The organism is Microbacterium sp. EB106-03-03-XG65 (assembly GCF_058791955.1).
In genome coordinates this window covers 2,587,559-2,613,880 of record NZ_JBYTEB010000001.1, presented here as the reverse complement: position 1 = coordinate 2,613,880, position 26,322 = coordinate 2,587,559, and the positions used below count along the sequence as shown (strand labels likewise).

Annotated in this window: 29 protein-coding genes and 1 tRNA gene; 21 read left to right on the top strand and 9 right to left on the bottom strand. The window is 67.9% G+C overall.

Going from position 1 to position 26,322, the window contains the following annotated elements:
- Positions 1–167 precede the first annotated feature (167 nt).
- From rplU to AC3WS6_RS12325, 11 genes are all read left to right on the top strand, one after another.
- Positions 168–476, top strand: coding sequence for a 50S ribosomal protein L21 (gene rplU, locus AC3WS6_RS12375; protein WP_201470050.1), 309 nt, complete (start codon positions 168–170; stop codon positions 474–476).
- An 18-nt stretch (positions 477–494) separates the two neighbouring features.
- On the top strand, positions 495–752 hold the full coding sequence (gene rpmA, locus AC3WS6_RS12370) for a 50S ribosomal protein L27 (RefSeq protein WP_028501603.1): 258 nt from the start codon (positions 495–497) through the stop codon (positions 750–752).
- Positions 753–859: 107 nt separating this feature from the next.
- Positions 860–2,362 (top strand): GTPase ObgE, encoded by a 1,503-nt coding sequence (gene obgE, locus AC3WS6_RS12365; RefSeq protein WP_492501292.1) that lies wholly within the window; start codon positions 860–862, stop codon positions 2,360–2,362.
- Complete coding sequence (gene proB / locus AC3WS6_RS12360) at positions 2,359–3,144, top strand: glutamate 5-kinase (RefSeq protein WP_492501291.1); 786 nt, start codon at positions 2,359–2,361, stop codon at positions 3,142–3,144. The genes obgE and proB overlap by 4 nt, the downstream gene beginning before the upstream one ends.
- A gap of 9 nt (positions 3,145–3,153) precedes the next feature.
- Positions 3,154–4,407 (top strand): glutamate-5-semialdehyde dehydrogenase, encoded by a 1,254-nt coding sequence (locus tag AC3WS6_RS12355; protein WP_492501290.1) that lies wholly within the window; start codon positions 3,154–3,156, stop codon positions 4,405–4,407.
- Positions 4,408–4,473: 66 nt separating this feature from the next.
- Entirely contained in the window at positions 4,474–4,698 is a 225-nt protein-coding gene (locus AC3WS6_RS12350; protein ID WP_201470046.1) for a hypothetical protein, read from the top strand.
- A 6-nt stretch (positions 4,699–4,704) separates the two neighbouring features.
- On the top strand, positions 4,705–5,307 hold the full coding sequence (gene nadD, locus AC3WS6_RS12345) for a nicotinate-nucleotide adenylyltransferase (protein ID WP_492501289.1): 603 nt from the start codon (positions 4,705–4,707) through the stop codon (positions 5,305–5,307).
- Positions 5,304–6,425, top strand: coding sequence for a hypothetical protein (locus AC3WS6_RS12340; RefSeq protein WP_492501288.1), 1,122 nt, complete (start codon positions 5,304–5,306; stop codon positions 6,423–6,425). Before nadD ends, AC3WS6_RS12340 begins: the two co-directional genes overlap by 4 nt.
- A gap of 5 nt (positions 6,426–6,430) precedes the next feature.
- Positions 6,431–6,811 carry a ribosome silencing factor gene (rsfS, locus tag AC3WS6_RS12335; protein WP_492501287.1) on the top strand — a complete coding sequence of 127 codons (381 nt, stop codon included), beginning with the start codon at positions 6,431–6,433 and terminating at the stop codon, positions 6,809–6,811.
- 1 nt (position 6,812) lies between these two features.
- On the top strand, positions 6,813–7,502 hold the full coding sequence (locus tag AC3WS6_RS12330) for an SDR family oxidoreductase (protein WP_492501286.1): 690 nt from the start codon (positions 6,813–6,815) through the stop codon (positions 7,500–7,502).
- Between the two features lie 102 nt (positions 7,503–7,604).
- Positions 7,605–7,889 carry a hypothetical protein gene (locus tag AC3WS6_RS12325; protein ID WP_492501285.1) on the top strand — a complete coding sequence of 95 codons (285 nt, stop codon included), beginning with the start codon at positions 7,605–7,607 and terminating at the stop codon, positions 7,887–7,889.
- A gap of 42 nt (positions 7,890–7,931) precedes the next feature.
- On the opposite strand, the gene AC3WS6_RS12320 is transcribed toward AC3WS6_RS12325, so the two are convergent.
- The 4 genes from AC3WS6_RS12320 to AC3WS6_RS12305 form a co-directional block, all read right to left on the bottom strand.
- Positions 7,932–8,117, bottom strand: a complete 186-nt coding sequence (locus AC3WS6_RS12320; RefSeq protein WP_492501284.1) for a hypothetical protein — start codon at positions 8,115–8,117, stop codon at positions 7,932–7,934.
- Positions 8,118–8,241: 124 nt separating this feature from the next.
- Entirely contained in the window at positions 8,242–9,372 is a 1,131-nt protein-coding gene (locus tag AC3WS6_RS12315; RefSeq protein ID WP_492501496.1) for an AI-2E family transporter, read from the bottom strand.
- A 141-nt stretch (positions 9,373–9,513) separates the two neighbouring features.
- A complete protein-coding gene (locus AC3WS6_RS12310) occupies positions 9,514–10,053 on the bottom strand; it encodes a GNAT family N-acetyltransferase (protein WP_492501283.1) in 540 nt (179 codons plus the stop codon).
- 101 nt (positions 10,054–10,154) lie between these two features.
- Positions 10,155–10,227, bottom strand: a tRNA-Ala gene (locus AC3WS6_RS12305).
- Between the two features lie 119 nt (positions 10,228–10,346).
- Here AC3WS6_RS12305 and AC3WS6_RS12300 point away from each other — a divergent pair.
- From AC3WS6_RS12300 to AC3WS6_RS12285, 4 genes are read left to right on the top strand one after another with little or no spacing between them, the layout of a single operon-like run.
- Positions 10,347–10,787: a GNAT family N-acetyltransferase gene (locus tag AC3WS6_RS12300; protein WP_492501282.1), complete on the top strand. Its 441-nt coding sequence runs from the start codon at positions 10,347–10,349 to the stop codon at positions 10,785–10,787.
- Between the two features lie 57 nt (positions 10,788–10,844).
- Complete coding sequence (locus AC3WS6_RS12295; RefSeq protein WP_492501281.1) at positions 10,845–11,975, top strand: NAD(P)-binding domain-containing protein; 1,131 nt, start codon at positions 10,845–10,847, stop codon at positions 11,973–11,975.
- A gap of 16 nt (positions 11,976–11,991) precedes the next feature.
- A complete protein-coding gene (locus tag AC3WS6_RS12290) occupies positions 11,992–12,648 on the top strand; it encodes an SDR family oxidoreductase (protein ID WP_492501280.1) in 657 nt (218 codons plus the stop codon).
- A 5-nt stretch (positions 12,649–12,653) separates the two neighbouring features.
- Positions 12,654–13,886: a glycoside hydrolase family 3 N-terminal domain-containing protein gene (locus AC3WS6_RS12285; RefSeq protein WP_492501279.1), complete on the top strand. Its 1,233-nt coding sequence runs from the start codon at positions 12,654–12,656 to the stop codon at positions 13,884–13,886.
- A gap of 34 nt (positions 13,887–13,920) precedes the next feature.
- Here the strand turns inward: AC3WS6_RS12285 and AC3WS6_RS12280 are convergent, their stop codons facing one another.
- From AC3WS6_RS12280 to AC3WS6_RS12270, 3 genes are read right to left on the bottom strand one after another with little or no spacing between them, the layout of a single operon-like run.
- A complete protein-coding gene (locus AC3WS6_RS12280) occupies positions 13,921–14,796 on the bottom strand; it encodes a 3-methyladenine DNA glycosylase (protein WP_492501278.1) in 876 nt (291 codons plus the stop codon).
- A gap of 1 nt (position 14,797) precedes the next feature.
- Entirely contained in the window at positions 14,798–15,823 is a 1,026-nt protein-coding gene (locus AC3WS6_RS12275; protein ID WP_492501277.1) for an App1 family protein phosphatidate phosphatase, read from the bottom strand.
- Positions 15,824–15,827: 4 nt separating this feature from the next.
- Positions 15,828–16,505: a DedA family protein gene (locus AC3WS6_RS12270; RefSeq protein ID WP_492501276.1), complete on the bottom strand. Its 678-nt coding sequence runs from the start codon at positions 16,503–16,505 to the stop codon at positions 15,828–15,830.
- 41 nt (positions 16,506–16,546) lie between these two features.
- On the opposite strand from AC3WS6_RS12270, the gene AC3WS6_RS12265 reads away from it, so the two are divergent.
- The 4 genes from AC3WS6_RS12265 (at position 16,547) to AC3WS6_RS12250 (ending at position 21,465) form a co-directional block, all read left to right on the top strand.
- A complete protein-coding gene (locus AC3WS6_RS12265) occupies positions 16,547–17,857 on the top strand; it encodes an anthranilate synthase component I family protein (RefSeq protein ID WP_492501275.1) in 1,311 nt (436 codons plus the stop codon).
- 33 nt (positions 17,858–17,890) lie between these two features.
- A complete protein-coding gene (gene leuS, locus AC3WS6_RS12260; RefSeq protein ID WP_492501274.1) occupies positions 17,891–20,467 on the top strand; it encodes a leucine--tRNA ligase in 2,577 nt (858 codons plus the stop codon).
- A gap of 91 nt (positions 20,468–20,558) precedes the next feature.
- Positions 20,559–21,161: a ComEA family DNA-binding protein gene (locus AC3WS6_RS12255; protein ID WP_492501273.1), complete on the top strand. Its 603-nt coding sequence runs from the start codon at positions 20,559–20,561 to the stop codon at positions 21,159–21,161.
- Positions 21,162–21,330: 169 nt separating this feature from the next.
- Positions 21,331–21,465: a hypothetical protein gene (locus tag AC3WS6_RS12250; RefSeq protein ID WP_492501272.1), complete on the top strand. Its 135-nt coding sequence runs from the start codon at positions 21,331–21,333 to the stop codon at positions 21,463–21,465.
- Between the two features lie 365 nt (positions 21,466–21,830).
- Here the strand turns inward: AC3WS6_RS12250 and AC3WS6_RS12245 are convergent, their stop codons facing one another.
- On the bottom strand, positions 21,831–22,028 hold the full coding sequence (locus tag AC3WS6_RS12245; RefSeq protein ID WP_492501271.1) for a hypothetical protein: 198 nt from the start codon (positions 22,026–22,028) through the stop codon (positions 21,831–21,833).
- 453 nt (positions 22,029–22,481) lie between these two features.
- Between AC3WS6_RS12245 and AC3WS6_RS12240 the strand changes: the two genes are divergently transcribed.
- Both AC3WS6_RS12240 and holA read left to right on the top strand, forming a co-directional pair.
- The gene (locus AC3WS6_RS12240; RefSeq protein WP_492501270.1) at positions 22,482–24,770 is read left to right on the top strand and encodes a ComEC/Rec2 family competence protein; all 2,289 of its coding nucleotides are present in this window, start codon (positions 22,482–22,484) and stop codon (positions 24,768–24,770) included.
- A gap of 60 nt (positions 24,771–24,830) precedes the next feature.
- On the top strand, positions 24,831–25,868 hold the full coding sequence (gene holA, locus AC3WS6_RS12235; protein WP_492501269.1) for a DNA polymerase III subunit delta: 1,038 nt from the start codon (positions 24,831–24,833) through the stop codon (positions 25,866–25,868).
- A 104-nt stretch (positions 25,869–25,972) separates the two neighbouring features.
- Here the strand turns inward: holA and rpsT are convergent, their stop codons facing one another.
- Positions 25,973–26,233 (bottom strand): 30S ribosomal protein S20, encoded by a 261-nt coding sequence (gene rpsT / locus AC3WS6_RS12230; RefSeq protein ID WP_201470029.1) that lies wholly within the window; start codon positions 26,231–26,233, stop codon positions 25,973–25,975.
- Positions 26,234–26,322 lie beyond the last annotated feature (89 nt).

Genomic DNA, 26,322 nt, shown 5'->3' with positions numbered 1-26,322 from the left:
CAGTGTCCCGCATCCGGTAAAGTAGTCCCTTGGTGCGCATGCCGCGTCGTCCTGCACGGTCGGAGCGGAGAGTCTTGCAGTCGCACCCGTCGCCCGCGACGCATGCAAGCAACAGTCTTCCCGTGAGATTCTCGGAGCCGCGAGCTCCCCAACGAAACAGGTATGAAGTGGTTTACGCAGTAGTGCGCGCCGGTGGGCGGCAGGAGAAGGTCGAGGTCGGCACGATCGTTCAGCTCGACCGTGTCAAGGCTGCCCAGGGCGAGAACATCGAGCTCGCTGCAGTGCTTCTCGTCGACGGCACCACGGTGACCACCGACGCTGACTCGCTGGCGAAGGTCAAGGTCACGGCAGAGGTCATCGGCAACCTCCGCGGCCCGAAGATCATCATCCAGAAGTACAAGAACAAGACCGGCTACAAGAAGCGTCAGGGCCACCGCCAGGAGCTCACGCGCGTCAAGATCACCGGCATCAAGTAAGACCGAGGAGACCAGGACATGGCACATAAAAAGGGCGCAAGCTCCACCCGTAACGGTCGTGACTCCAACGCTCAGCGACTTGGCGTGAAGCGCTTCGGAGGACAGCAGGTTCTCGCCGGCGAGATCATCGTCCGCCAGCGTGGCACGCACTTCCACCCCGGCGTCAACGTCGGCCGTGGTGGCGACGACACGCTGTTCGCTCTGGCTGCCGGCGCGGTCCAGTTCGGCGCGAAGGGCGGCCGCAAGGTCGTCAACATCGTCGCCGCTGCTGAGTGATCACAGCACGACACTAGTCATCCGATTCGGGGCGGGCTTCGGCCCGTCCCGAATCTGCGTTTCCGGCCGAGTTCGCATCTCGGGCCGCATCAATTGAGGAGAGAGACATGGTCAGCTTCGTCGACACCGTGACGCTGCATCTGCGCGCGGGCAAGGGCGGCAACGGCTGTGTCTCCGTGCACCGCGAGAAGTTCAAGCCGCTCGGTGGGCCCGATGGTGGGAACGGCGGGGACGGCGGCGACATCGTGCTCGTCGCCGACACCCAGACGGGCACGCTTCTCTCGTACCACCACTCACCGCACCGCAGCTCAGGCAACGGCGGCCCGGGAATGGGTGATCACCGGGCCGGGTTCATGGGCGAGGATCTCGAGCTGCCCGTGCCCGTCGGCACCGTGGTGAAGAACCCCGACGGTGAGGTCCTCACCGACATGATCGAGCCCGGTCAGCGGTTCGTCGTCGCGAAGGGCGGTCATGGCGGCCTCGGAAACGCGGCTCTCGCGACTCCCAAGCGCAAGGCTCCCGGTTTCGCGCTGCTCGGCACGCCCGGCTACGAGGGCGACGTCGTGCTCGAGCTCAAGACCGTCGCCGACGTGGCGCTCGTGGGGTACCCCTCCGCAGGCAAGTCGAGCCTGATCGGTGCGATCTCGGCGGCGCGGCCCAAGATCGCCGACTACCCGTTCACCACGCTGCACCCCAACCTGGGCGTCGTGCAGCAGGGTGATTTCCGTTTCACGGTCGCCGACGTCCCCGGTCTGATCGAGGGAGCAAGTGAGGGGCGCGGCCTCGGACTGGAGTTCCTTCGCCACGTCGAACGCTGCACCGCGCTGCTGCACGTGCTCGACTGCGCGACCCTCGAGCCCGGTCGCGACCCGATCTCCGATCTCGATGTGATCCTCGGTGAGCTCGCCGCATACGAGGTGCCCGAGGGGCAGACTCCTCTGCTCGAGCGTCCGCAGCTCGTGGCGCTCAACAAGATCGACGTGCCCGAGGCGCGTGATCTGGCCGATCTCGTGCGCCCGGATCTCGAGGCGCGCGGGTTCCGAGTCTTCGACATCTCCACGATCTCGCACGAGGGCCTGCGCCCGCTGACCTTCGCGCTCGGCGAGATCGTCGACGCACACCGCGCAGAGCTCGCCGCTGCGGAGCCCGTCCGCGAGCGCGTCGTCATCCGTCCCCGTGGCTCCAAGAAGGAATTCACGATCCGGGTCGAGGGCGGAACGTACGGCAACGTGTACCGCATCCTCGGCGAGAAGCCGGTGCGGTGGGTGCAGCAGACAGACTTCCAGAACGAAGAAGCCGTCGGTTATCTCGCGGACCGCCTCGAGAAGGTGGGTGTCGAGGACGAACTGTTCCGCCTCGGCGCAGTGCAGGGGTCGACGGTCGTCATCGGCGAAGGCGACAGCATCGTCTTCGACTGGGAGCCGACCATGACCTCCGCCGCCGAGCTCATGACCGCTCCTCGAGGCACCGACCCGCGACTCGCCCCGAACGCACGTCGTACGACCTCCGAGCGTCGCGAGCAGTACTACGAGCGGATGGATGCCAAAGCCGAGGCCCGCGCCGAGGCCGAGACGCGCCGTCTCGCCACGCGCGACGAGGGTGAGGCGTGACCGCTCGCACGCGCGCGGATCTCGCGACCGCGTCGCGCATCGTCGTGAAGGTCGGCTCGTCTTCCATCAGCGGAGAGGCCTCTTGGCGCATCCCCGTCCTCGTCGAGGCTCTCGCTGCTGCGCACGCGCGTGGCGCCGAGGTCATCCTCGTGTCGTCGGGGGCGATCGCCAGCGGCATCCCCTTCCTGCGACTGGATGCGCGGCCCACTGATCTCGCGACGCAGCAGGCTGCGGCGGCCGTGGGGCAGAACGTCCTGGTGTACCGATATCAGGAGGCGCTGCGTCCGTTCGACATCGTCGCGGGTCAGGTGCTCCTCACGACGGGTGACCTCGAGAACCCGACCTCGCGCAGCAACGCACGGCGTGCGATGGAGCGTCTGCTCGGGTTGCACGTGCTGCCGATCGTGAACGAGAACGACACGGTCGCGACGCAGGAGATCCGTTTCGGTGACAACGATCGACTCGGCGCCCTCGTCGCGCAGTTGGTGCAGGCCGACGCGCTGGTGCTGCTGAGCGACATCGAATCCCTCTACACCCGGCCGCCCTCCGACCCGTCGGCCGAGCCGATCGACGTGGTCGCCCCGGACGCCGATCTCTCCGGTCTCGAGTTCGGATCGACGGTCGTCAACAGCGTCGGCACCGGGGGAGCGGCCACCAAGGTCTCTGCGGCACGTCTCGCCGCGGCATCCGGAATCGGCGTGCTCGTCACCAGTGCAGACCTCGTCGGCAAGGCTCTCGCCGGGGCTGAAATAGGAACCTGGTTCGAGCCCGCGCTCTCTTAGACTGGTCGGATGACCGACCAGACCCCGCAGGTTCGCCTCGAGCGTGCGAAGGCGGCCTCCCGCGCCACCGCTGCGCTGACCAGCGACGAGAAGGCACGCGCACTCGAGGCCATCGCGGTGGCGCTCGAGCAGAATGCGGCGACGATCATCGACGCCAACGGTCGCGACGTCGACCGTGGTCGCGAACACGGTATCGGGGAGTCGCTGATCGACCGGCTGCGACTCGATGAGAAGCGCGTGTCGGGCCTCGCCGCGGCGGTCCGCCAGGTCGCGGCGCTGGCCGATCCGGTCGGCAGGGTCGTCGGGGGCCACCGGATGCCGAACGGCGTGGCGCTGGAGCAGGTCCGCGTGCCCTTCGGTGTGGTCGGTGCCATCTACGAAGCACGGCCCAATGTGACGGTCGACATCGCCGCCCTCGCTCTGCGTTCCGGCAACGCCGTGGTTCTGCGGGGCGGCAGCGCAGCCAAGGAATCGAACACCGTGCTGGTCGATGTGATGCGCCGAGCACTCGAGGACTCGGGCGTCACTGCAGAGGCCATCCAGACGGTCGACGACTTCGGTCGCGACGGGGCGAAGGCTCTGATGCACGGACGCGGCTTCATCGATGTGCTCGTGCCGCGAGGCAGCGCCGGCCTCATCGAGACCGTGGTCACCGAATCGACGGTGCCGGTGATCGAGACCGGCGCCGGGAACGTGCACATCGTCCTCGATGAGACGGCGCCCGACGACTGGGCGCGAGACATCGTCGTGAACGCCAAGGTGCAGCGTCCCAGCGTCTGCAACGCCGTCGAGACCGTGCTGGTGCTGCGCCAGGCCGCGCCGCGGCTCGTGCCGCTGGTGGCGAGCGCACTGCAGAGCGAAGGGGTCGCGATCCACGGCGACGACATCGTCGCGGGACTCGTCTCGAACGTCATCCCCGCGACCGAGGACGACTGGGCCGCGGAGTATCTCAGCCTCGACATCGCCATCAAGGTGGTCGACTCGCTCGACGATGCGCTCGACCACATCCGTCGATACAGCACGGGCCACACCGAGTCGATCATCACCACGGATTCACGCAATGCGGAGCGCTTCCTCGCCGAGGTGGACTCGGCCGTGGTGATGGTGAACACCTCCACCCGGTTCACCGACGGAGCGGAATTCGGTTTCGGGGCCGAGGTCGGCATCTCGACCCAGAAGCTGCACGCGCGCGGTCCGATGGGGCTCTCCGAGCTCACCAGCACGAAGTGGCTGGCGCGTGGGTCGGGGCAGACGCGCGCCTGAGGGCTAGACTAGGTGGCGCTGCGGCGTCACGCGCGCCCGGCCCGCCAGCCACGAAACGGAGTCAGGATGAACCTCGTCGCACAGATCGCGATGGTCGCCGCCGAGACCGAGCACCACGGCAACGTCCAGGCCGAGACGCTGATCTTCGGGGTGATCGCCATCATCCTGTTCGCGTTCCTCGGTCTTGTCACGTTGTCGTACAAGAACGTCGCCAACCGCCACTCGGCGAAGGCCGAGGCATGGGCTGCGCAGCACGGCAAGGACGGCCACGAGGCAGGACACGGCCACTAGGCCCCTATGAACGACACGATCTCGCGTCCGGCGCGCATCGGTGTGATGGGCGGAACGTTCGACCCCATCCATCACGGGCACCTGGTAGCCGCGAGCGAGGTCGCGCACTCCTTCGATCTCGACGAGGTCGTCTTCGTCCCGACCGGGCGCCCGTGGCAGAAAGACGAAGTCACACCGAGCGAGCATCGGTATCTGATGACGGTCATCGCGACCGCATCCAACCCGCAGTTCACCGTGAGTCGCGTCGATGTCGACCGCGAGGGGCCCACGTACACGATCGACACCCTGCGAGATCTCAAGAAGGCTCGTCCGGATGCCGAGCTGTTCTTCATCACCGGAGCCGACGCCGTAGCGCAAATTCTCAGTTGGAGAGACCATGATGAGTTGTGGGAGTTGGCCCACTTCGTCGCGGTCTCACGCCCAGGTCACGTCCTGAGCACTGATGGCCTCCCGAGCGACAACGTCAGCCAGCTGGAGGTGCCGGCATTGTCGATCTCGTCCACAGCCTGCCGAGCGCGGGTTCGTGAAGATGAGCCGGTCTGGTATCTCGTTCCCGACGGAGTCGTTCAATACATCGCGAAGCATCATCTGTATCGGAGCAAGGCATGAGTACATCGGATCGGCCTGAGCAGGGTCCGCTGACGCGAAAGCAGCTGCGTGAGATCCGCCTGACGGGTTCCACGCCGGTCATCTCTCCGGAGGAGGCAGCAGCTGCCGCATCCGCGACGCCGCCCACGCCCCCTCCTGCACCCGAGCCGCAGGCGGCAGAGTCGTCGGACGCCTCGCCCGCTGACGCTCCGGCATCCGCTGAGGCAGACGGCAGAGGCTCCTCCACTCGGCTCACGCGTCGTCAGGTGCGCGAGCTCGAGCGCTCGCGGTCGGGCTCCGACGCGCAGAGCATCGACGAGGACGCAGACGGCGACGACGCGCTCTCGGAGGGTGCGGGGGCCGACGGTGAGGCAGCGGACGCAGAGGCGTCCGACGAGCCCGAGTCCGCGCCGTTCCAGCCCGAGTCCTCGGCGCCCGCCGCCGACAGTGATGACGTGGATGACGACGATGACGATTCGGAGATCGTGGTCGCCACACCGGTGAGCGCCTCTTCCGGAGCTGAGCGTTCTGCAGACGTGTCGGTGGTGCCTGAGGCGGAGGGCGTCGACGATGCCGAGACCGCCGCACCCGACTCGGTCGAGGCGCCGGCCGCCGACGATTCCACCGAAGAACGACCCACCGTGAACTCGACGTTCGGGCAGGCGGTGCTGACTGACGACGCTGAGCCTGCGAAGCCGTTCACCCCGTCGTTCGACGAGCTGCTCACGGTCGGCGATTCCACCGGCTCGCAGCACCGTGGTGGCAACACACTCATCTTCAACCCGGCTCCCGGCGACGGCTCGCTCTCGGGGCCGGTCGCCTCGACCGGCGAGATCCTCGTCACAGGCTCGTACGAGCTGCCCAGGGGCCTCGGCTCCCAAGGGCACGCTCATGGCACCACCGACGGCAAGGATGTGGACGCCGTTCTCATCGACGGCGAGCTCCCGCCTGCATCCTCGCCGACACCGATCGCGGCCAGTGCTGCGGTCAGCACCATCAAGCCCGCCGGAGAGGTCATCCGACCGCCGGCCCCCGAAAAGGGCAACAAACTCATGCTCATCCTCGCGATCGTGGCGGGTGGTCTCGCGCTCGCGCTGGGCGTCGCCCTGATCGTGGCCTTCACCACGAATGTGTTCTGAATCTGATGCAGTCTCCTGAAAACGCCGTACACATGCTGCAGCTCGCAGCCGACGCCGCTGTGTCGAAGGGCGGTGAAGACCTGGTCGCGCTCAACGTGTCGGAGCCCCTCCCGCTCGTCGACATCTTCCTTCTCGTCACCGGAAACAGCGAGCGCAACGTCGCCGCCATCGCCGACGAGATCGAGGACAAGCTGATCGAGGCCGGGCACAAGCGCGTCCGCCGAGAGGGCCGCGCCGAAGCACGATGGGTGCTGCTCGACTTCGGCGATCTGATCGTCCATGTCTTCCACCAGGAGGAGCGCGTCTACTACGGCCTCGAGCGCCTGTGGAAGGACTGCCCTGTCGTTCCGTTCGAGCTCGCAGATCCTGCCGCGGATCGCGCCTGACGTGTCGGTCCACCTGATCACCGGGGCCGGATCCGGCATCGGATCGGTTCTCGCACGTCGTCTGCTCGACCGCGGCGATCAGGTGGTGCTTCTCGCGCGCGATGCGGGGCGGGCGCGAGAGATCGCCGAGTCCCTTCCCGGCGCCTCGACGATCGTCGGCGATCTTGCGCAACCGGGCAGGTTGTCGTGGGCGCTGTCGAAGCAGTCGCTGCCCGAGCGCATCGACTCTCTCGTGCACGCGGCGGGAGTCGTCGACCTGGGCGCCGTCGCAGACCTTCCCTCGACGCTGTGGGAGCACCAGCTCGCCGTCAACCTCGTCGGGCCTGCCGAACTGACCAGACTCCTGTTGCCGCTTCTTCGGGTGTCGCGAGCGCGGGTCGTGTTCGTCAACTCCGGAGCAGGACTGCACGCGCACCCCGGGTGGTCTGCGTATGCCGCCTCCAAGCACGGGCTCAAAGCGCTGGCTGATTCGCTGCGCGCCGAAGAGGCGGAGCATGGGGTGCGTGTCACCTCGGTCTATCCCGGTCGCACAGCCACTCCCATGCAGGAGCGCGTGCACCAGCAGGAGGGACGCTCGTACGACCCGGCGCGGTTCATCACCGCCGACTCGGTGGTGACGACCATTCTCACGGCGCTCGATCTTCCTGACGACGCGGCGCTGACGGATCTGACCATCCGTCCGACGGGCTGAGATCCGACCACTACCTGATCGGCGGAACCTGTCAAGGCCCTATCCGCTCGCTCTCGTGTGCGCGCATGATGCATATGGGGAGAGAGTCTTGGAGGCCAAAGAATGTCCGGAGATCCAGAGTCAAGATACGTCCTGAAGCGCATCACGCCGTCGGAGTGGGTGATCAACGACCTGCGTTACGCGACGGATGATCCTCGTCACGTGGTCGCGTGCGTCTACGAGTATGCCGAGACCGAGGTCGAGGTCGTCTGGCTTCGGGACCTCCCTCTCGCCGTCCGCTACGCGAATGCCCGTGAGGTGCTCGACGAGGTGGCCCGGGTGCAGGATTCGAGTCGTGCGACGCGGCCGATCGCGATCCCGCATCTGCCACCGCTGCTCGCGACGTGACCGAACGCGGCAGGCTCGCGAAGAGCCTGCCGCGTCGTCATGTCAGGCGTCGTCCTGATCTGTGGTGCCGTGCTCTGCGGCGATCCGATCGGCGTCGGCGCTGTCGACCTGGTCGGGATCGGCATCCGGATCGATGACGGGTTCTCCGTCGATGTCTTGACGGGGAACGCTGTCGTTCGCGTCACCGTCGTCGGGCAACGGGACCAGCGGCGGGATGGGGTTGGACATCGTCGTCTCCTCTCATGTAGGTGTCGATCACGATAGACGGAGCCCGCGGTCCGCAGCAGATGCTTGACCGAGGGGCCGGCGAGGAGTATCGGGACTCCGGCCCCCACCCGAACCGGACCGCCGGTCAGACCGTTTCGGGGCGCTTCTTCCGGAAGGGGCGTGCGGGCAGGTCCGGACCGTCCCAGACGGTGATGATGCCCCAGGCGACGGCGGCGATCGGCACAGACAGCACCGCGCCGACGATTCCGCCGAGGATGGTGCCGGTGGTCAACGCGAGCAGGATGACGAGCGCATGCAGCTTGAGCGACCGCGCCATGACGACCGGCTGCAAGAAGTTGCCCTCGAGCTGGTTCACCAGCACGACGATGCCGACGACGATCAGCGCCGCGACAGGACCGTGGGTCACGAGTGCGACGAGCGCCGCGAGGATGCCGGCGGCCGTCGCGCCGACGAGCGGGATGAATGCGGTGAGGAAGACGATCACGGCGAGTGGCAGTGCGAGCGGGATCTGGAGGATCGCGAGGCCCACTCCGATGCCGACGGCGTCTGCGGCGGCGACGATCGAGGTTCCACGCACGTAGCCGCCGAACACGTCGACGGTCTTGTCGCCGATGCGACGGGCACGCGCGTAGCTGGCACCGGTGAAGGGGCGCAGCAGGAACTCCCAGATGCGGGGGCCGTCCTTGAGGAAGAAGAACAGGACGACGATCATCAGCGCAAGGCCGGTGAAGAAGCTCGCCGTCGCAGAGACGCCCGCAAGGGCACCGCGACCGAACGAGGCGCTGGTGAGGAACTCGCCGGCGCTCGCCCACAGGTCATCCAGATCGATAGCCGCGATATCGAAGGGCAAGGTGTCGAGCCACGCCGTCACCTGGGCGATGCCGTCGGTCGCGGACTGGACCAGGTCGTCCCACTGGGAACGAACGGTGAGCACGATGACCCAGACGACTCCGCCCAGAATGGCCAGGATGCCGATCAGGGCGATCCACGTCGCGAGGATCGACGGCACGCCGCGTCTGCGCATCCACGCGACGAGCGGATGGATCGCCGACGCCAGGATCAGCGCGATCGTGACGGGGATGAACACCAGAGACAGCTGCGTGATGACGAGCACACCGACGGCCACGACGGCGAGCACCGCGAGGATCTGCAGGCTGCGGGTCGCGACGAGACCGAAGCCCCGCGACCAGAGTCGTGGTTCATCTCGCGGAGGGGTCTCCGTCAGCAACATCTCCGGTCGTCGGAACAGTCCCAGCACTAGCATCCTCCTGCAGATCGCGGCCCGTCGAGGTGACGGTCCGCCGTGGTCTTTCTATCCAGGTCGCATTCCGACCGCAAGCCCCTGGCGCTGGGGATCGGCCGGTGATCGATACCGGGACTGGCCTTCAAGACGACACTAGCCCGGTGCATGCATCGCCAGCGGGACGACCGGCGGGGAGGCGTCGGTCGCCAACCGGGCATGTGTCTCGACGTCGAAGCGCTCGGTGCCGTAACGGAGCTTCTCCCGCTCTATGCCCTCCGCGCGGAAGCCGACCGCTGTGGCCACGCGGCACGAGGCGGGATTGTTCGTGCGGTGTCCGAGTTCGAGACGGTGCAGTCCGGTGCGGAACGCCCACTCGGAGACGGCGGCGAGCGCACCCGTCGCGTATCCCTTCCCGCGGGCAGCCGGGGAGAGCCAGTAGTGCACCCATGCGGTCTGGTGTCGCGGGTCGATCGCGGATGCGCCGACGTTGCCGACCGCGCAGCCGTCATCGACGACGGCCCAGTTCTTCGCGCGGTCGTCGAAGCCCAGGGCAGTCTCGATGAACGCGGCAGCCTTCTCGGAGGTCGACAGATCAGCACCGCCGAACTGGGGCGCGAGATCCGGCGCACCCCGGGCGGCTCGGACCAGGGCGGAGGCATCGGCAGGGACCCAGGGGCGAAGTACGACACTCACGCGCTCATCGTCGCGCATCGGGGCTTCGCTCGCCACTCGCGCCATCGGAGCGGGAAGAGCGGGAAAACAAGAAAACCCGCGATCTCTCGCGGGTTTCGTTGTGGACCTGAGGGGACTCGAACCCCTGACCCCCTGCATGCCATGCAGGTGCGCTACCAGCTGCGCCACAGGCCCAGAATCGCTTCGTGAGCTCCCGAAGCAACTTGAACAGAGTACTACACGGATCGCGCGCAACACCAATCGGGCGCCGCCTCCCGGGCGCGTCGCCGAGGGCGGATGAATAGGGTGGGGGAATGACGACGATCGACGCCATCACTGAGCACGACTACGCCGACTGGTCGCGCCTCTGGACCGGTTACCTCACGTTCTACGGCGCCGAGATCGCGAGCGACGTCACCGCCGACACCTTCGCCCGGCTCGTGTCCGATCGGCAGGTGCACGGGGTGATCGCTCGTGACGACCAGGGCGTCGCTGTCGGAGTCGTGCATTGGCTCACGCACCCCGCGACCTGGAGTCGCTCGGACTACTGCTATCTCGAGGATCTGTTCGTCGATCCGGCCGCACGCGGCGCAGGAATCGGCCGGATGCTGATCGCTCATGTGCGCGCGTGGGCAGCCGACCGCGGCTGCGCGAAGGTCTACTGGCTCACGCAGGAGGGCAACGGCACTGCTCGGGCCCTGTACGAACGCGTCGCGACACACACCGGGTACACGCACTACCAGATTTCGCTCTGACCTCGGCGCTGTCGATACGCGCGGAACAATACGACCACCGCACGCGTTCATGCCAGCGTGAACCTCCTCGACAGCATCGTGATCGGTGCGGGACAGGCGGGCCTCTCGGCCTCCTTCCACCTTGCGCGCCTCGGTGTCTCGCACGTCGTGCTCGACGGCGACACCGAGCCGGGAGGAGCATGGCGGCACCGCTGGGACGCCCTGACGATGCGCGACGTGCACGGGGTCGCGGAGCTCCCCGGCGATACGGCACCGCCCCGCGACGATCGGCGTGCGAACGAAGCGGTGCCGGAGTACTTCGCGGCATACGAGCGCGATCATGATCTGCCGGTCATCCGCCCCGTGCGCGTGGACCGCGTCGACGACGAAGCCGGCACCCTCGTGGTGCATGCGGGGGAGAGGCAGTGGCGCGCCCGCACTCTCGTCAACGCGACCGGTACCTGGACGCATCCGTTCCTGCCGCACTATCCGGGTATGGAGACGTTCGTCGGTGAACAGCTGCATACGGTCGACTACCCGGGGCCTGCGCACTTCGTCGGCAAACGGGTGCTCGTCGTCGGCGGTGGGGCCTCGGCCGTCCAGTTCATCGGCGCGCTCGCGCCCCTCACCGAGACCCTCTGGGTGACGCGCCGTGAGCCCGTGTGGCGCACCGATGACTTCACACCGGAGGCCGGTGCGGCCGCGGTCGCGCTCGTCGAACAGCGGGTGGCGCGCGGGCTGCCGCCCGAGAGCGTGGTGAGTGTCACGGGACTGATGCTGAGAGAGCAGGAACTCGAAGCCGAGCGGCTCGGAGCGTATGCGGCACGTCGACCGATGTTCTCGCGGATCGAACCGGACGGCGTGCGCTGGGCCGACGGCTCGTTCGAACGCGTCGACGTGATCCTCTGGGCGACGGGCTTCCGCCCCGCGATCGCCCACCTCGCACCTCTGCACCTGCGCAGCGAATCCGGCGGGATCCAGCTCGATCGGTCGGGCCGCGGCACGACCGCGGTCAAGGACCCGCGCATCCAGCTCGTCGGATACGGTCCCTCGGCGAGCACGATCGGAGCGAACCGCGCCGGACGTTCGGCGGCGAAGGGCGTGCGACTCGCCCTCCGCTCGTCGTCGAGCTCCGGTGATTCTCAGCGTGCCGCTTCCGAGCCGGACGAGCCTCAGAACCTCCTCGCCCGAGCCGACGTCGCCGAGTGAGCGTAGGGTGGAAGGCATGTCGCGCATCATCGTCTTCGGCGGTCACGGCCGCATCGCACTGCTCCTCGCTCCGCTCCTCGTCGCCGACGGCGAAGAGGTGACGGCCGTCATCCGCAATCCCGATCACGTCGCAGAGGTCGAGCAGACCGGCGCGCACGCGCTCGTCGCCGACGTCGAAGCTCTCGGTGTCAGCGAGCTCGCCGAGATCATCCGCGGCCATGACGCCGTGGTCTGGTCGGCGGGGGCCGGCGGAGGATCCGCCGAGCGCACGTACGCGGTCGATCGTGATGCCGCGATCCGCACGATGGAGGCCGCGGAGGATGCGGGAGTGAAGCGCTACGTGATGGTCTCCTGGATCGGCTCGAAGGCCGACCATGGCGTGCCCGAGGACTCGGACTTCTTCCCCTACGCCGACGCGAAGTGGGCTGCGGACGAGCACCTGCGGGGCACCGATCTCGACGGCACGATCCTCGGCCCGGGGACGCTCACGTTCGATGAGCCGACCGGACGCATCGTCCTCGATCCCGAGGGCAAGGGCGAAGTGTCCCGCGCCGACGTCGCACACGTGATCGCCCAGACCCTCGGAAACCCGTCGACCTTCGGGCGCACCATCCGATTCGGGAACGGCGGCGATGAGGATTCGGCTCCGATCGCCGATCTGCTCAGCGCCTGAGGATGATGCCGAGTCGCCGCGTCTGGGCAGCCGGAGCGGTGGGGGTGCTCGCGCTCCTCGCGCTGGCTGTGCCCGCGAGCGCGTCGGCAGGACTCACTGGCGCCGAGACGACCTCGAGGTCGCACACCGAGGCAGTGAGCCGAGCGCCCCAGGGCGCTGATAGCGCGCAGACCGTCTCTCCTGGGCCCCATCAGCGCGCGGCCGACCTGGTGTCGCAGATGACGACGCAGGAGCAGGCGGCGAGCGTCGTGATGGGCCACATCTCCACGACGGACCCTGGCGCGTTGCAGGCGTACATGGCGCAGGGCCTGGGCGGATTCATCCTGATGGGCGGAAACATCCCCGAGGGCGGCGACGGGCTGCAGGCGATCACGGCAGCGCTCGGCGCCGTTCCCGGCGCGCCGCCGCTCATCGCGATCGACCAGGAGGGCGGTGTCGTCTCCCGTCTCCCGGGCGACGACTTCCCCGCTTCCACGAGCCTCAAGTCAGAGGCGGTCGACCGCACGGCTGCCGCGTTTGCGGCCCGAGCATCTCTCGTGGCGCAATCCGGCATCACCGTCAACTTCGGCACGGTGGCCGATGTGACCGCCGATCCCTCGTCGTTCATCTATGGCAGGGCCCTCGGCACCGAGTCAGCGACGGCTGCAGAGCGTGTCGCTGCGGCGACCACCGCACAGGAGCACTTCCTCGCCTCGACGCTCAAGCACTTCCCGGGCCACGGCGCCGCACCGGGGGACTCCCACCACGCGATCCCGAGCACCGACGAGACGCTCGATCAGTGGCGAGCCTCCGACGCGATGCCGTTCGCTGCCGGCATCGACGCCGGCGCCTCCGTGCTGATGTTCGGGCACCTCGCCTATACGTCGGTGGACCCCGCTCCGGCCTCCCTGTCGGCGCGGTGGCATCAGATCGCGCGCGAGGAACTCGGCTTCGACGGAGTGATCGTGAGCGATGATCTCGGCATGCTCCAGTCCTCAGGCGTCCCCGCATATGCGGACCCCGTGGCGAACGCGATCTCGGCTCTTTCCGCAGGCACGGACCTCGTGTTGATGATCGCCGGTTCCACCGATCAGACGGCAGGGCAGATCGTCAGCGGAGTGACGGCGGCCGTCGGGTCCGGGTCGCTGTCTGCCGATCGGCTCGCGGAGGCGGCGACGCGGGTCATGGCGCTGCGACTGCAGTCCAGCGCGTCGAGCGCTCAGTGGAGCATCTGCGATGAGTGCGCACCGGTGGACTGAGCGGGACTCAGCGCCCCTTCGGATGGGCCCGGACTCAGACCCAGACCCCGGATGCGGTTCGCCGATCGGCTCCGTGCCACGCCTCGAGCAGCGCGGACCGCAACGTGGCGCCTCTGTCGGCGAAGACGCGCTGTCGACGCACGTACTCGGCCTTGCCTTCGGGTGTCTCGATGCGCACGGGAACCACTCCCCAGGCTGACAGGTCGTACGGCGCCGCCTGCATGTCGAGGAGACGGATGTCGCGCGCATGCTCGAACGCATCGAGCAGCAGCTCGCCGGGTACGAGCGGGCCCAGCTTCAGAGCCCACTTGTACAGGTCCATGCCGGCGTGCAGGCATCCCGGCTGTTCGAAGAGGGGCTGTTCGTCCCGCGTCAGCGCCGCGCGGTTGAGGGGAACCGCCTGCGGGGTGAAGAAACGGAACGCGTCGAAGTGCGTGCATCGCAGTTCGTGACGCTCGACCACCGCGTCCGTACCCGCCTGTCCGAGCCGCAGGGGGACAGGATGACGGTGTTCATCGGCGCGATAGACCATCGCCCACTCGTGCAGTCCGAAGCATCCGAACTGAGCGGGGCGCGAGGCGGTGCGCCTGAGCATCCGCTCGATCAGATCGGCGAGTTCCGGCTTGTCGTCGGCGAAGGCCTCGGCGTCGGGAACCGCGCCGTCCGGGGTCGCTCCGGGGGAGTACCAGCGCCAGTCCGTTCGCTCGGAGGCATCTTCGAGCTCGACGCCGGCGCCGGGGTGCCACCGCCTCAGCTGTGACGGCTTATACGAGTAGTACGTGAAGAGGAAGTCCCACACCGGATGCTTCTCGCCGCGCGCCGAGCGTTCACGGTGCTCCGCGGTGAGAGAGTCCGCTCGCTCCTGGTGCGCCGCCTCGCGCCGCTGCCACTCGGCCCGGGTGAGGATCATGTCAGCGCAGGATGCCGGCTTCGCCGAGCAGATCACGCAGACCCGCGCCGTCTTCAGCGCTCACCCACGGGGCGACGTCCTCGGAGTGCGGCTCACGTCCGGCACGACCACCGGCGAGCACCGCTTCCGCGGGAAGCAGGCGACGGATGGCGACACCCGCGACCGAGTCGGGGTGCTCGTCCATGAACTGGGAGTAGATCGCCTCGTCGTGCTGTCCGTCGTCGCCGATCAGCAGCCACTTCATGTCGGGGAACTCGGTGGCCAACCGACGCAGGTTCGTGAGCTTGTGCTCACGGCCGCTGCGGAACCAGCGGTCATGTGTGGGGCCCCAATCCGTCAACAGCATGGATCCGGCGGGGAAGAGGTGGCGTCCGAGGAAGCGGGTGAGCGTGGGAGCGACGTTCCACGCCCCCGTGGACAGATAGATCATGGGGGACCCGGGGTGCTCGCGCAGCACCTGATCGAGAAGTACGGCCATGCCGGGAACGGGAAGACGGGCGTGCTCGTCGACGACGAAGGAGTTCCACGCAGCGATGAACGGGCGTGGAAGCGCCGTGACCATGACGGTGTCATCCACGTCGGAGACCACGCCGAAGCGTGTGGATTCCGAGACGATGAACGCGGTGGTCTCGACGGGCTCCTGCCCCTCGACCGAGAAGGTGAACGTCTGCCATCCGGGCTCGAGAGTCGAATCGACCACCGAGTCGATCACCCCGCCCCGGTCGGCGATGACATGATGCACCGAGTCGCCGATCTGCACGGTGACCTTGGCGAAGCTCACCGGGATGCCGACGAAACTCCGCCAGCCTCGCACGCTGGCGGGTTCTCCGCTCTTCGTGCGTCGCTGTGCAGGGACGATCAGCACCCGTCCCACGACACGGACCCACCCGGGGCCACCGTAGCCGGGGAACGGCAGGATCGTGGCCGTGCGACCACGGCGGCGCGCGCGTCCTTCTCGCCAGACGTGGAAGCGGTGTTCGAGACGCGCGAACCAGTGGATCCGGGGCGCCGGGGGTGCGGAAGCCATTGCTTCAGTCTTTCACGTCCGCGCTGCTCTGCGTGTCGGTCTCATCGGTCTCGAGGTGACGAGCCTCCAGACGCGCCAGCACCTTCTTGCCCACGAAGACGAGCACCAGGAAGAGCGCGATGACGCCGACGAAAATGTAACCCGCGAAATGCACGCGATCCACGAGCTCGCGGAAGCTCCCCGCGGCAAGAGACGTGATGCTCACATAGGCGGCAGCCCAGAGCACGCAGGCAGGCGTCGTCCACGCGATGAATCGCCGATACGAGAAATGGCTCATCCCCACGGTGAGGGGCACGAGAGAGTGCAGCACCGGCAGGAAGCGGGACAGGAAGATGGCGATGCCGCCCCGACGGGCGAGGTAGTTCTCGGCGCGCACCCAATTCGCCTCGCCGACGCGACGTCCGATCCACGAGTGGCGGATGTGCGGACCGACCCAGCGCCCGAGCCAGAATCCGATGCTCTCGCCGATCAACGCTCCGACCACCACGGCGAGCACCATGGCGATCGCCTCGATGGGGCCGGAGACTCCCATGGAGGCGATGATGACCACGGTGTCACCGGGAACGACCAGACCGATGAGGATGCTGGTCTCCAGCATCACGGCCACTCCGGCGATCAACGTGCGCGTGACCGGGTCGATCGACTGGATCAGGTCGAACAGCCACAGCAGGAGGTCATCCACTCCTTGAGAATACGGGAGCAGAGGAGGCCTAGGCTGAGAAGGTGCCAGACCGTCTGACCGCTCGCATCCTGACCCGCGCGGTGGATCCCGAGAGTCTGTTCCTCGCGCTCGAAGCGGATGTGGACGACGTCTTCTGGCTGGATGCCGGCGCACGGGCGACCGACGGGTGGAGCTACGTCGGAACAGGAGAGGCCGCAGCGGTTCCGCGCGGCCTGCGCATCGACATCGCATCGGCCCCAGAGTCGCCGACACCGCCACTGCAGAGCGGCTGGGTCGGCTGGATGGACTACGAGGCGGGGGCGCACGCAGCGGGTGCGCCGATCGCAGAAGACAGCGGCGAGCCCCGCGCCGCCGGAATGCGCATCACTCGCATGGCCGCCTTCGACCACTCGACGGGCCGTGTCTGGGTCGTGGCCGACGAACTGGGGCACGACGACTGGGTGGCCGCCGTGACGTCTGCCGCCTCGGCGCGCGCCGTCGACGCCGTCCCGCACCCCGAAGCGGCGGTGGCGCGCCACACGCCCGCCAAGTATGCGGCGCTCATCGAGCACTGTCGGGAGTTGATCCGGGCAGGGACGGCCTATCAGCTCTGCCTCACGACACGCTTCTCCGTGCCCGGCGAACACGACGCGGTGGCAGCCTACCGCCGGCTTCGGGCGGCCACTCCGGCGCACCACGGAGGATTCCTGCGCATCGGGGGCGTCTCACTCCTGAGCGCGAGCCCCGAGCAGTTCCTGCACGCCGAGGGGGGAGTGATCCGCACGCGCCCGATCAAGGGCACACGTCCTCGCGGGCGGGATGCGGTCGACGACGCCGCGCTTGCCGCAGAGCTCGCCGCCGACCCGAAAGAGCGTGCCGAGAACGTGATGATCGTCGACCTGATGCGCAACGATCTGTCGCGGGTCTGTGAGCCGGGGTCGATCCGGGTCGACGCCCTCTGGGCCGTCGAGACGTATCCCGCCGTGCATCAGCTTGTCAGCGCGGTCAGCGGCACTGCGGCGACCGGGACCACCCTGGGCGACCTGCTCACGGCGACGTTCCCCGCGGGCAGCATGACCGGTGCACCGAAGCTGTCGGCCATGAGCGAACTGCACGGTCTCGAAGGGGGACCACGCGGCCTCTACTCCGGATGCTTCGGCTACGTCGGCGACACAGGCACGCTCGACCTCGCCATGGTCATCCGAAGCATCGTGCTCGACGGTCACGGTGCGCGAGTCGGCGCCGGAGGCGGCATCACCTGGCGCTCGGTCGCAGCATCCGAGGTCGCAGAGGTGGCGACGAAGGCGAGAGCGCCTCTCGCAGCCCTCGGAGCGGAAATGCCGGGCGCCTGGGCTTCCGATATCCTGAACTGATCCCCTTTTCCCTTCAGATTGGTCGTGTGTTCGTTGTCTGAGAACCTGTCCGCCTCTCCCGTCGACGAGGAATCCTCCTCGGCGCACGCCATCCAGGCCAAGTGGCAGAAGTACTGGGCGGAGAACGGCACGTTCCTCACCGGTGGGGACGACGACACCCGCCCGCGTCGGTACGTGCTGGCGATGTTCCCGTACCCCTCGGGCGATCTGCACATGGGGCATGCCGAGAACTACCTCTACTCCGACATCGTGGCGCGTTTCTGGCGTCACCGCGGACACAACGTGCTGAACCCGATCGGGTGGGATTCCTTCGGGCTGCCCGCCGAGAACGCGGCGATCCGTCAGGGTGCTGACCCTCGCGAGTGGACGTACCTGAACATCGCGCAGCAGAAGGTCGGCTTCGAGGCGTATGGCGTCTCGTTCGACTGGAGCCGGGTGCTGCACACCTCGGACCCCGAGTACTACCGCTGGAATCAGTGGCTGTTCCTGAAGATGTCCGAGCGCGGCCTGGCGTACCGCAAGAAGAGCCCGGTCAACTGGTGCCCCAACGATCAGACCGTCCTGGCGAACGAGCAGGTCGTCGACGGACGCTGCGAGCGCTGTGGCTTCGAGGTGGTCAAGAAGAAGCTGACCCAGTGGTACTTCCGGATCACCGACTACGCGGACCGTCTGCTCGACGACCTGAATCAGCTCGAGGGGCGCTGGCCGCACAAGGTCCTGCAGATGCAGCGCAACTGGATCGGTCGTTCGATCGGCGCGGATGTGGGCTTCCGCATCGAGGGTCGCGAGGAGCCCGTCACGGTGTTCTCGACCCGCCCCGACACGCTCCACGGCGCGACCTTCTTCGTCGTGGCTCCGGATGGCGACCTCGCCTCGGAGCTCGCGGCCGACGCTCCGGTCGAGGTGCGTGAGCGCTTCGAGAAGTACCTGGGCGATGTGCAGAAGACGACCGACATCGATCGTCAGTCGACCGATCGACCCAAGACGGGTGTCTTCCTCGAGCGCTACGCGATCAACCCGGTCAACGGTGAGAAGCTGCCGATCTGGGCTGCCGACTACGTGCTTGCAGACTACGGCCACGGCGCCGTCATGGCCGTGCCCGCGCACGACCAGCGCGACCTCGACTTCGCGCGTGCGTTCGACCTGCCCGTGAAGGTCGTCGTCGACACGACTGCTCCGATCACCGGTGCCATGCCTGTGATCGAGGTCGATGACGAGGGAGTGCCGATCGACACCGGTGCCGCCCTCGACGAGCAGAACCCGGCATCGACGGGGATCGCTCTCACCGGCGAGGGACGCATGATCAACTCGGGTGCGCTCAACGGGCTCTCGAAGCGCAATGCGATCGCTCGCGCGATCGAGCAGCTCGAGGCATCCGGAACCGGCCGGGCCGCCAAGAACTACCGCCTGCGTGACTGGCTGATCTCACGCCAGCGCTTCTGGGGAACGCCGATTCCGATGCTCCACGCGGAGGACGGCAGCATCATCCCCGTTCCCGAAGACAAGCTGCCGGTGAAGCTGCCGAGCGTCGAGGGTCTCGACCTCAAGCCGAAGGGCACCTCGCCTCTGGGCGGCGCAGAGAGCTGGGTGCGCACGGTCGATCCCGTGTCTGGCGAGCCCGTGCTGCGCGACCCCGACACGATGGACACGTTCGTGGACAGCTCGTGGTACTTCCTGCGCTTCCTCTCGCCCCACAGCGACACCATGGCGTTCGATCCGGCTCAGGCCGCGCGCTGGGCACCCGTCGACTCGTACATCGGCGGTGTCGAGCACGCGATCCTGCACCTCCTCTATGCGCGCTTCATCACGAAGGTCCTGTTCGACATGGGACTGATCGACTTCACCGAGCCGTTCTCCAACCTGATCAACCAGGGAATGGTGCTGCTCGACGGCCAGAAGATGTCGAAGAGCAAGGGGAACCTCGTGCTCTTCCAGGAGGAGCTCGACGCTCACGGCGCCGATGCGCTGCGCGTGGGTCTCGCCTTCGCGGGTCCCGTCGAGGACGACAAGGATTGGGCCGATGTCTCGACGACGGGTGCCCAGAAGTTCCTCTCCCGTGCCCTGCGCATCGCTCACGAGGTCGCGAGCCCGGTCGACGTGGTATTCGCCGGAGGCGACGCCACGCTGCGCCGCGCCACTCACAAGCTGCTGTCCGAGGCGCCTGCACTCGTGGAGCAGACGAAGTTCAACGTGCTGGTCGCGCGCCTCATGGAGCTCGTGAACGTCACTCGCAAGACGATCGACGGCGCCGGCGGAGCGGGCGACCCCGCTGTGCGCGAAGCCGCAGAGACGGTCGCTGTGATGCTCGACCTGATCGCGCCGCACACCGCGGAGGAGATGTGGGAGGCCCTCGGACATGAGCCGTCGGTCGGCCTCGTGACGTGGCGCTCCGCTGATCCTGTGCTGCTGGTCGAAGACACCGTGACCGCCGTCGTGCAGGTCGGGGGCAAGGTCCGGGCGCAGCTCGAGGTCTCTGCGCGAATCGGCGAGGTCGAGCTCGAAGCCCTCGCGCGTGCGGATGAGCGGGTGATCCGCTCGATCGGCGAGCGTGAGATCGTCAAGGTCGTCGTGCGCGCGCCCAAGATCGTCAGCATCGTGGTCAAGGGCTGAGCAATCCTGCACAGCGAGCCGTCACCCGTGATTCTGCACGGGTGACGGCTCGCGGCGTTTCTCGTGCGGCGGTGGCCCCTAGCGTGGCGTGATGCCCGAGACGCCCCCGCACCCTCCGCGAGCTCGCAGGATGCAGGTCAGCATCGGGGCGGCGTTGGTCGTCGGGCTGGTCGTGCTCTCTGGTGCCGTCGGCATCGGCCTCCTCAAAGGCCAGGCTGCTCCGACCGAGTCCGTGGCGCTGAGCGAGGTAGCGGACGCCTCGGCGGGATCCGGAGAGATCTATGTCCATGTGCTCGGCGCGGTCGAGCATCCGGGGCTGTACGTTCTCGACCTCGATTCCCGAATGGTCGATGCGGTGGCTGCGGCCGGCGGCACGACCGACGACGCAGACCTGGCCGGCATCAACCTGGCGAGGGTCCTCGACGACGGCGAGCAGATCATCGTGCCCGCCATCGCCGCGGTGGGCGCGGAGGCGGGAGCGCCGCCGCCTCAGCCTGCGGACGATCGCATCGACCTCAATACGGCCGATCAGGCATCGCTCGAGACGCTGCCTCGAATAGGCCCGGCGCTGGCCGAGAGGATCATCGCCTGGCGAGACGAGAACGGGCGATTCGCATCCGTCGATGATCTCCTCGCGGTGCCCGGCATCGGCGAGAAGCTGTTGGCGGGCATTCGTGACGGGGTGCGGGTGTGAGCGAGGCTGCGGGAGCTAGCCAAGCAGCGGTCCAGCCTCAGGTCATCCTCATTGGGGGACTGGTGCTGTTGTCGGGGCCCGACGACGCCGACAAGGCTGACCGGCTCTCTGACCGGAGTCCGTCGCTCGGGGGATGCTCGTGCGAGCGTCGTTCCCTAGCCTGGATCACATGGATATCGCTTCGATGATCATGGGTGGCTCGATCGTTTCGATCGCGTGGATCGCGTTCTGGCCGTGGTCGCAGCTGAAGCGCCTTCGCGAGCTCGAGGCGACGGCGGGCGAAGGTCCCGATCAGGCTTCGTAGACGCTCGGGCGCAGCTGCCTCGGCGTCGTCGAGACAAAGTGCTGACGGCTCCGGGTCGACGGGGTCATAAGGCTGCCATATTCGACACGGAGAGCATCGCCTACCTGGGGAGGTCGAGCAGTCCCGGGGGTGGGTGGCCCGTTCCCGACGAGGGGACGAACACGACTGTGCGCTCCGTGATGTCGTTCACGAGCAACAGCCGACTGCCGTCGCTCGCTGCTTTTCGCGCCTGACCGGAAACGCAGCCGAAGTGCCCAGCAACCGAGCGCGGGGACCGCACGAGATCAGCGAGACTCCGCGGAAGGCCGATCGGGGGTCTCAAGGGTTGGCGCCCGCCGGGGTGAATGACACTGCGTGGCGGTCGGCTAGCCTCGGGCTGTCATCCGGCGGATCTGCTCGGCGTAGCCGTCGAGGACATCGAAGATCCCGCGGTGCTGCCAGACGCGGTGTCGTCCTTGGCCGGTCGTCTCGGTGAGCACTCCTCGAACGGTGAGCGTGTCGAGAGCGCGCAGCGCCGCCATCTCGCCGAGCCCGAGCGCGCTCATGAGGTACTTCGTGTTCACCGCGTCCGGCGTCGCCGGCGCGGAGCGCGGTCAGCGCCTTGAAGTAGCGTCCGGTGTTCACGAGCAGCCCGGCGGAGATCGGTACGAGGGTCTCGCTCAAGACCGCATCGATGAGGATACGGGTGCTGGACGAAGACGTGGACATCACATCGTCATACCAACACTTATGGATCTAGGTGTTGGCTGAGCGTGGCTCAACCCGTGCCTGGCCGACCGCCGGTCTCCCGCCCGGGCTTTTCGGCGGTTTCGCGCGTCTGCGTGAGAGGGTGCACGAGCCTGTGCAGGTTCGACAGACGATGCTGCACACCACGGCGTTGGTGATGCTTGTGCACAGTGCTCGGGTGCACGCCGGCGAGGCTGCTTCGGGAACCCTAGGTTTCTTGTGATGCGAGGACTTCCGAAGAGTGCGAGCAGCCGAGGGATGCTGGCTGTCATCCGTGACGTCGTGCGCGCATGAGGCGCGATCTGCGGATGCTGCCCATCGCGGTGGTTGTGTGGATGGTCGCGCTCGTCTGCGTCTTCGTCCCTGCGTCGGCAGGATGGTGCGCGCTGGGGTGTGGAGTCGGTGCGGTCGCGGTGCTGGGAATCGCGCGGAAGACCCGCGAACATGCTGCGTCGAGGGCGGGACTGATCGTGGTGCTCCTTGCCGCTGCTGCGGCTGTGTCCATCGCGGTGGTGATCGCGACACCGACGCGCGACAGTGCGGCGTCGTGGGACGGACGCGTGGTCGAGGCGGTGGGGACGGTCACCTCGTCGGCATCGGTCGGTCGTGACGGGCGGTCGTGGATGGAGGTGCAGCTCACGGGCATTGGTTCGCCCGGGGCGGTGCGGGCGGCGTCCGCCCCGGTGCGGGTCGGGATCGATCCGGCGGAGGGCTTTGATCTCGGTGCGACGATCAGGGTGAAGGGTGAGGCGGCGGCGACGGAACCGGGGGAGAGGGCGGCGCTGGTCGTGTTCGCGAGCGCGGCGGTGGTCGATGTGCCGGCACAGGGGGTGTTCTCGGTCGCGGCCGGTCTGCGGGGCGCGTTCATCGAGCGTGCGTCGGGCCTTCCGGCTCCCGGTGCGGGGCTGCTCCCGGGGCTGGCCGTCGGCGACACGCGCGCTGTCTCGGTCGAACTCACGGATCAGATGAAGACGAGCGGCCTCAGCCACCTGACCGCCGTCAGCGGAGCGAACTGCGCGATCGTCGTGGGCGCCATGTTCTGGCTGACCGCACTCTGCGGCGGCGGCCGGCGGACCCGCATCCTCGTCGCGGTCGTGGCGCTCTGCGGGTTCGTGATCCTCGTCACTCCCGAGCCCAGCGTGATCCGTGCGGGGGTGATGGCAGGAGTCGCGATGCTGGCGCTGATGCTCGGGCGCCCGAGCGCAGGGGCTGGGCTCCTCGCGCTGAGCGCGACCGGCATTCTGCTCGCCGATCCGTGGTTGGCCGCCAACCCGGGGTTCGCGCTCTCCGTCGCAGCATCCGGTGCATTGATCCTGCTCGCGCCGCCCCTCGCGCGCGGGATGCGACGAGGGCTCCCCGCGCCGCTGGCTCTCGCGATCGCCGTGCCTCTGGCCGCACAACTCGCATGCGGCCCGATCATCGCTCTGTTCGCCGAACAGCAGTCTCTTGTCGGGCTCGCCGCGAACCTGCTTGCCGCCCCTGCTGCGCCTCTCGCGACCGTCATCGGCATGCTCGCTTGCCTTGCCGCCCCGTTTCCGCCGCTCGCGGACCTTCTCGCGGCATCCGCTTGGCTTCCTTCCGCGTGGATCGCCGCGACGGCAGAGGTGAGTGCGACGGCACCGCTCGCGCAGATCGCAATGCCCTCGGGCGTCGTGAGCGCGGCCATCGTCGGCGCGGTGAGCACCTCGATCGCGGTCATGCTGATCGGAGGTGCGCCCACGGCGGCAGGGCGCAGTCTGCGTCTCGTGGCGGGGATCGTCGTGGCCGCGGTGGTCGCGGCGGGATGCGCTCGTCTGCTGCTCGATGGACCCCTGGCGAGTTCGACGGCGCCGGATGGGTGGTCGATCGCCGCATGCGACGTGGGCCAGGGCGACGCTGTTCTCGTGCGGTCCGAGGGGATCGTCGCCCTCATCGACACGGGGCCCGCGCCGGCTCCGCTCGAGTCCTGTCTGCGTTCGCTGGGGATCGAACGGATCGATCTGCTGGTGCTGACACATTTCGACCTCGATCATGTCGGCGGAGTCGAAGCTGTGCAGGGGCGCGTCGGTGCGGTCGTGCACGGGCCGGTGGGCGAGATCGGTGACGAGCGGATGCTGGCCCGCCTGGCCGACGGCGGGGCGACGATCACGCTCGCCGTGGCCGGAATGCGGGGTGCGCTCGGGGCCGCCGAGTGGAACGTCGTCTGGCCGCAGCGCCGGGAATCGGCGTTCCCGCCCGGCAACGATCTGAGCGTGGTGCTGGAGATACGCGGAGGCGACGTGCCGCGGTCGCTCTATCTCGGAGATCTCTCGGCCGAGGCGCAGAGGATGCTGATGCGCACCGCGCACCTCCGCGGCGAGTTCGATGTCGTGAAGGTCGCACATCACGGCAGCGCCGACCAGGACGCGGGCCTCTATGAAGTGCTGAGCCCTGCAGCCGCGGTCGTCAGCGTGGGACAGGACAACGACTACGGGCACCCGCGAGACGAGACACTGGCGATCCTGCAGGGCATCGGCGCGCACGTGCTGCGGACGGATGTAAGTGGGAGGGTGCTGCTCGCCGAGCATGAGGGCGAGCTGCAGGTCTGGACGGAGGAATAGCGCCTCCTGGACGCGACGAGGAACGACGGCGGTGTCCGACCTCGCCGGTAGGCTGGAGGAATGGCAGCTTCGCGTACCCCGTCCCGTGGTGGTGCGAAGGCGAGCAAGATCCCGCAGGTCTCGTGGCGAGATCCGCGCCCCGCACCCGTGGTGCTGGTGTTCGGGCCTGAAGAGGTCTGCGCCGAGCGTGCGATCGCCGGTGTGCGCGACTACCTCCGCACCGAGGATCCGGCGCTGGAGGTCACCGATGTGCGCGCCGATGACTACGCACCGGGGACGCTTCTTGCGCTCACGTCGCCCTCGCTGTTCGGCGAGCCTCGTCTCGTGCGTGTGTCCGGCGTCGAGAAGTGCTCGGATGCATTCCTGAACGAGGCGGTGTCCTACCTCGACCACCCGCAGGAGGGGGCGACCGTCATCCTCCGGCACACCGGTGCCAGCGTGCGCGGCAAGAAGCTGCTCGATGCGCTCCGCGCGGGGACCGGCGACGGCATCGAGATCGCGACGCCTGCGATCAAGCGCGACGGCGACAGGGTCGACTTCGCCGCGGGCGAGTTCAAGGCTGCGCGCAAGCGCATCGCGCCGGCAGCACTTCGCGCGCTCGTCTCGGCCTTTGCCGACGACCTGACAGAGCTCGCCGCGGCCTGCCAGCAGCTGATCGGTGACGTCGAGGGCGATGTCACCGAAGATGTCGTCACGAAGTACTACGGCGGGCGGGTCGAGGTCTCGGCATTCGTCGTGGCCGACACCGCGATCGCCGGGCGCTACGGCGAGTCGCTCATGGCGCTGCGTCATGCGCTGGCATCCGGCGCGGACCCCGTGCCCATGGTCGCGGCCTTCGCGATGAAGCTCCGCACGATGGCTCGCGTCGCGGGCAATCGCGAACCCAGTCGGCAGCTCGCTCAGAGGCTCGGCATGAAGGATTGGCAGGTCGACCGCGCCCGTCGCGACCTCGCAGGGTGGAACGAACGCTCGCTGGGTCTCGCGATCCAGGCCACGGCACGTGCGGACGCCGAGGTCAAGGGCGCATCGCGGGATCCGATCTTCGCACTCGAGCGCATGCTGACCGTGATCGCTACTCGACGCCCCTTCGGCGAGTAGGCCGAAGGCTCACACAGGGAAGAGAGCGCACACGAAAGAGCCCGCCCCGCGAACGGGACGGGCTCTTCACACCCGTGAGGGTCTGATCTGCGGGCGCGGTGCGCTCAGAGAGCAGCGACCTGCTTGGCGATGGCCGACTTCTTGTTGGCAGCCTGGTTCTGGTGGATGACACCCTTGCTGACAGCCTTGTCGAGCTTGCGGGCGGCGGTCTTCAGAGCGGCCTCTGCGGCAGCCTTGTCACCGGAGACCACAGCGGCGCGGGTTGCGCGGATGTGCGTCTTGAGCTCGCTCTTCACGGCCTTGTTGCGCTCGTGAGCCTTGTCGTTGGTCTTGTTGCGCTTGATCTGCGACTTGATGTTTGCCACGTGTGGACACTTTCTGTACAGGGAGATATTCGGAGTGCCGGCAGAAGAAGAGGGCTTCCACGCGGCGGTCGTGAGGGAAGAACCCACAC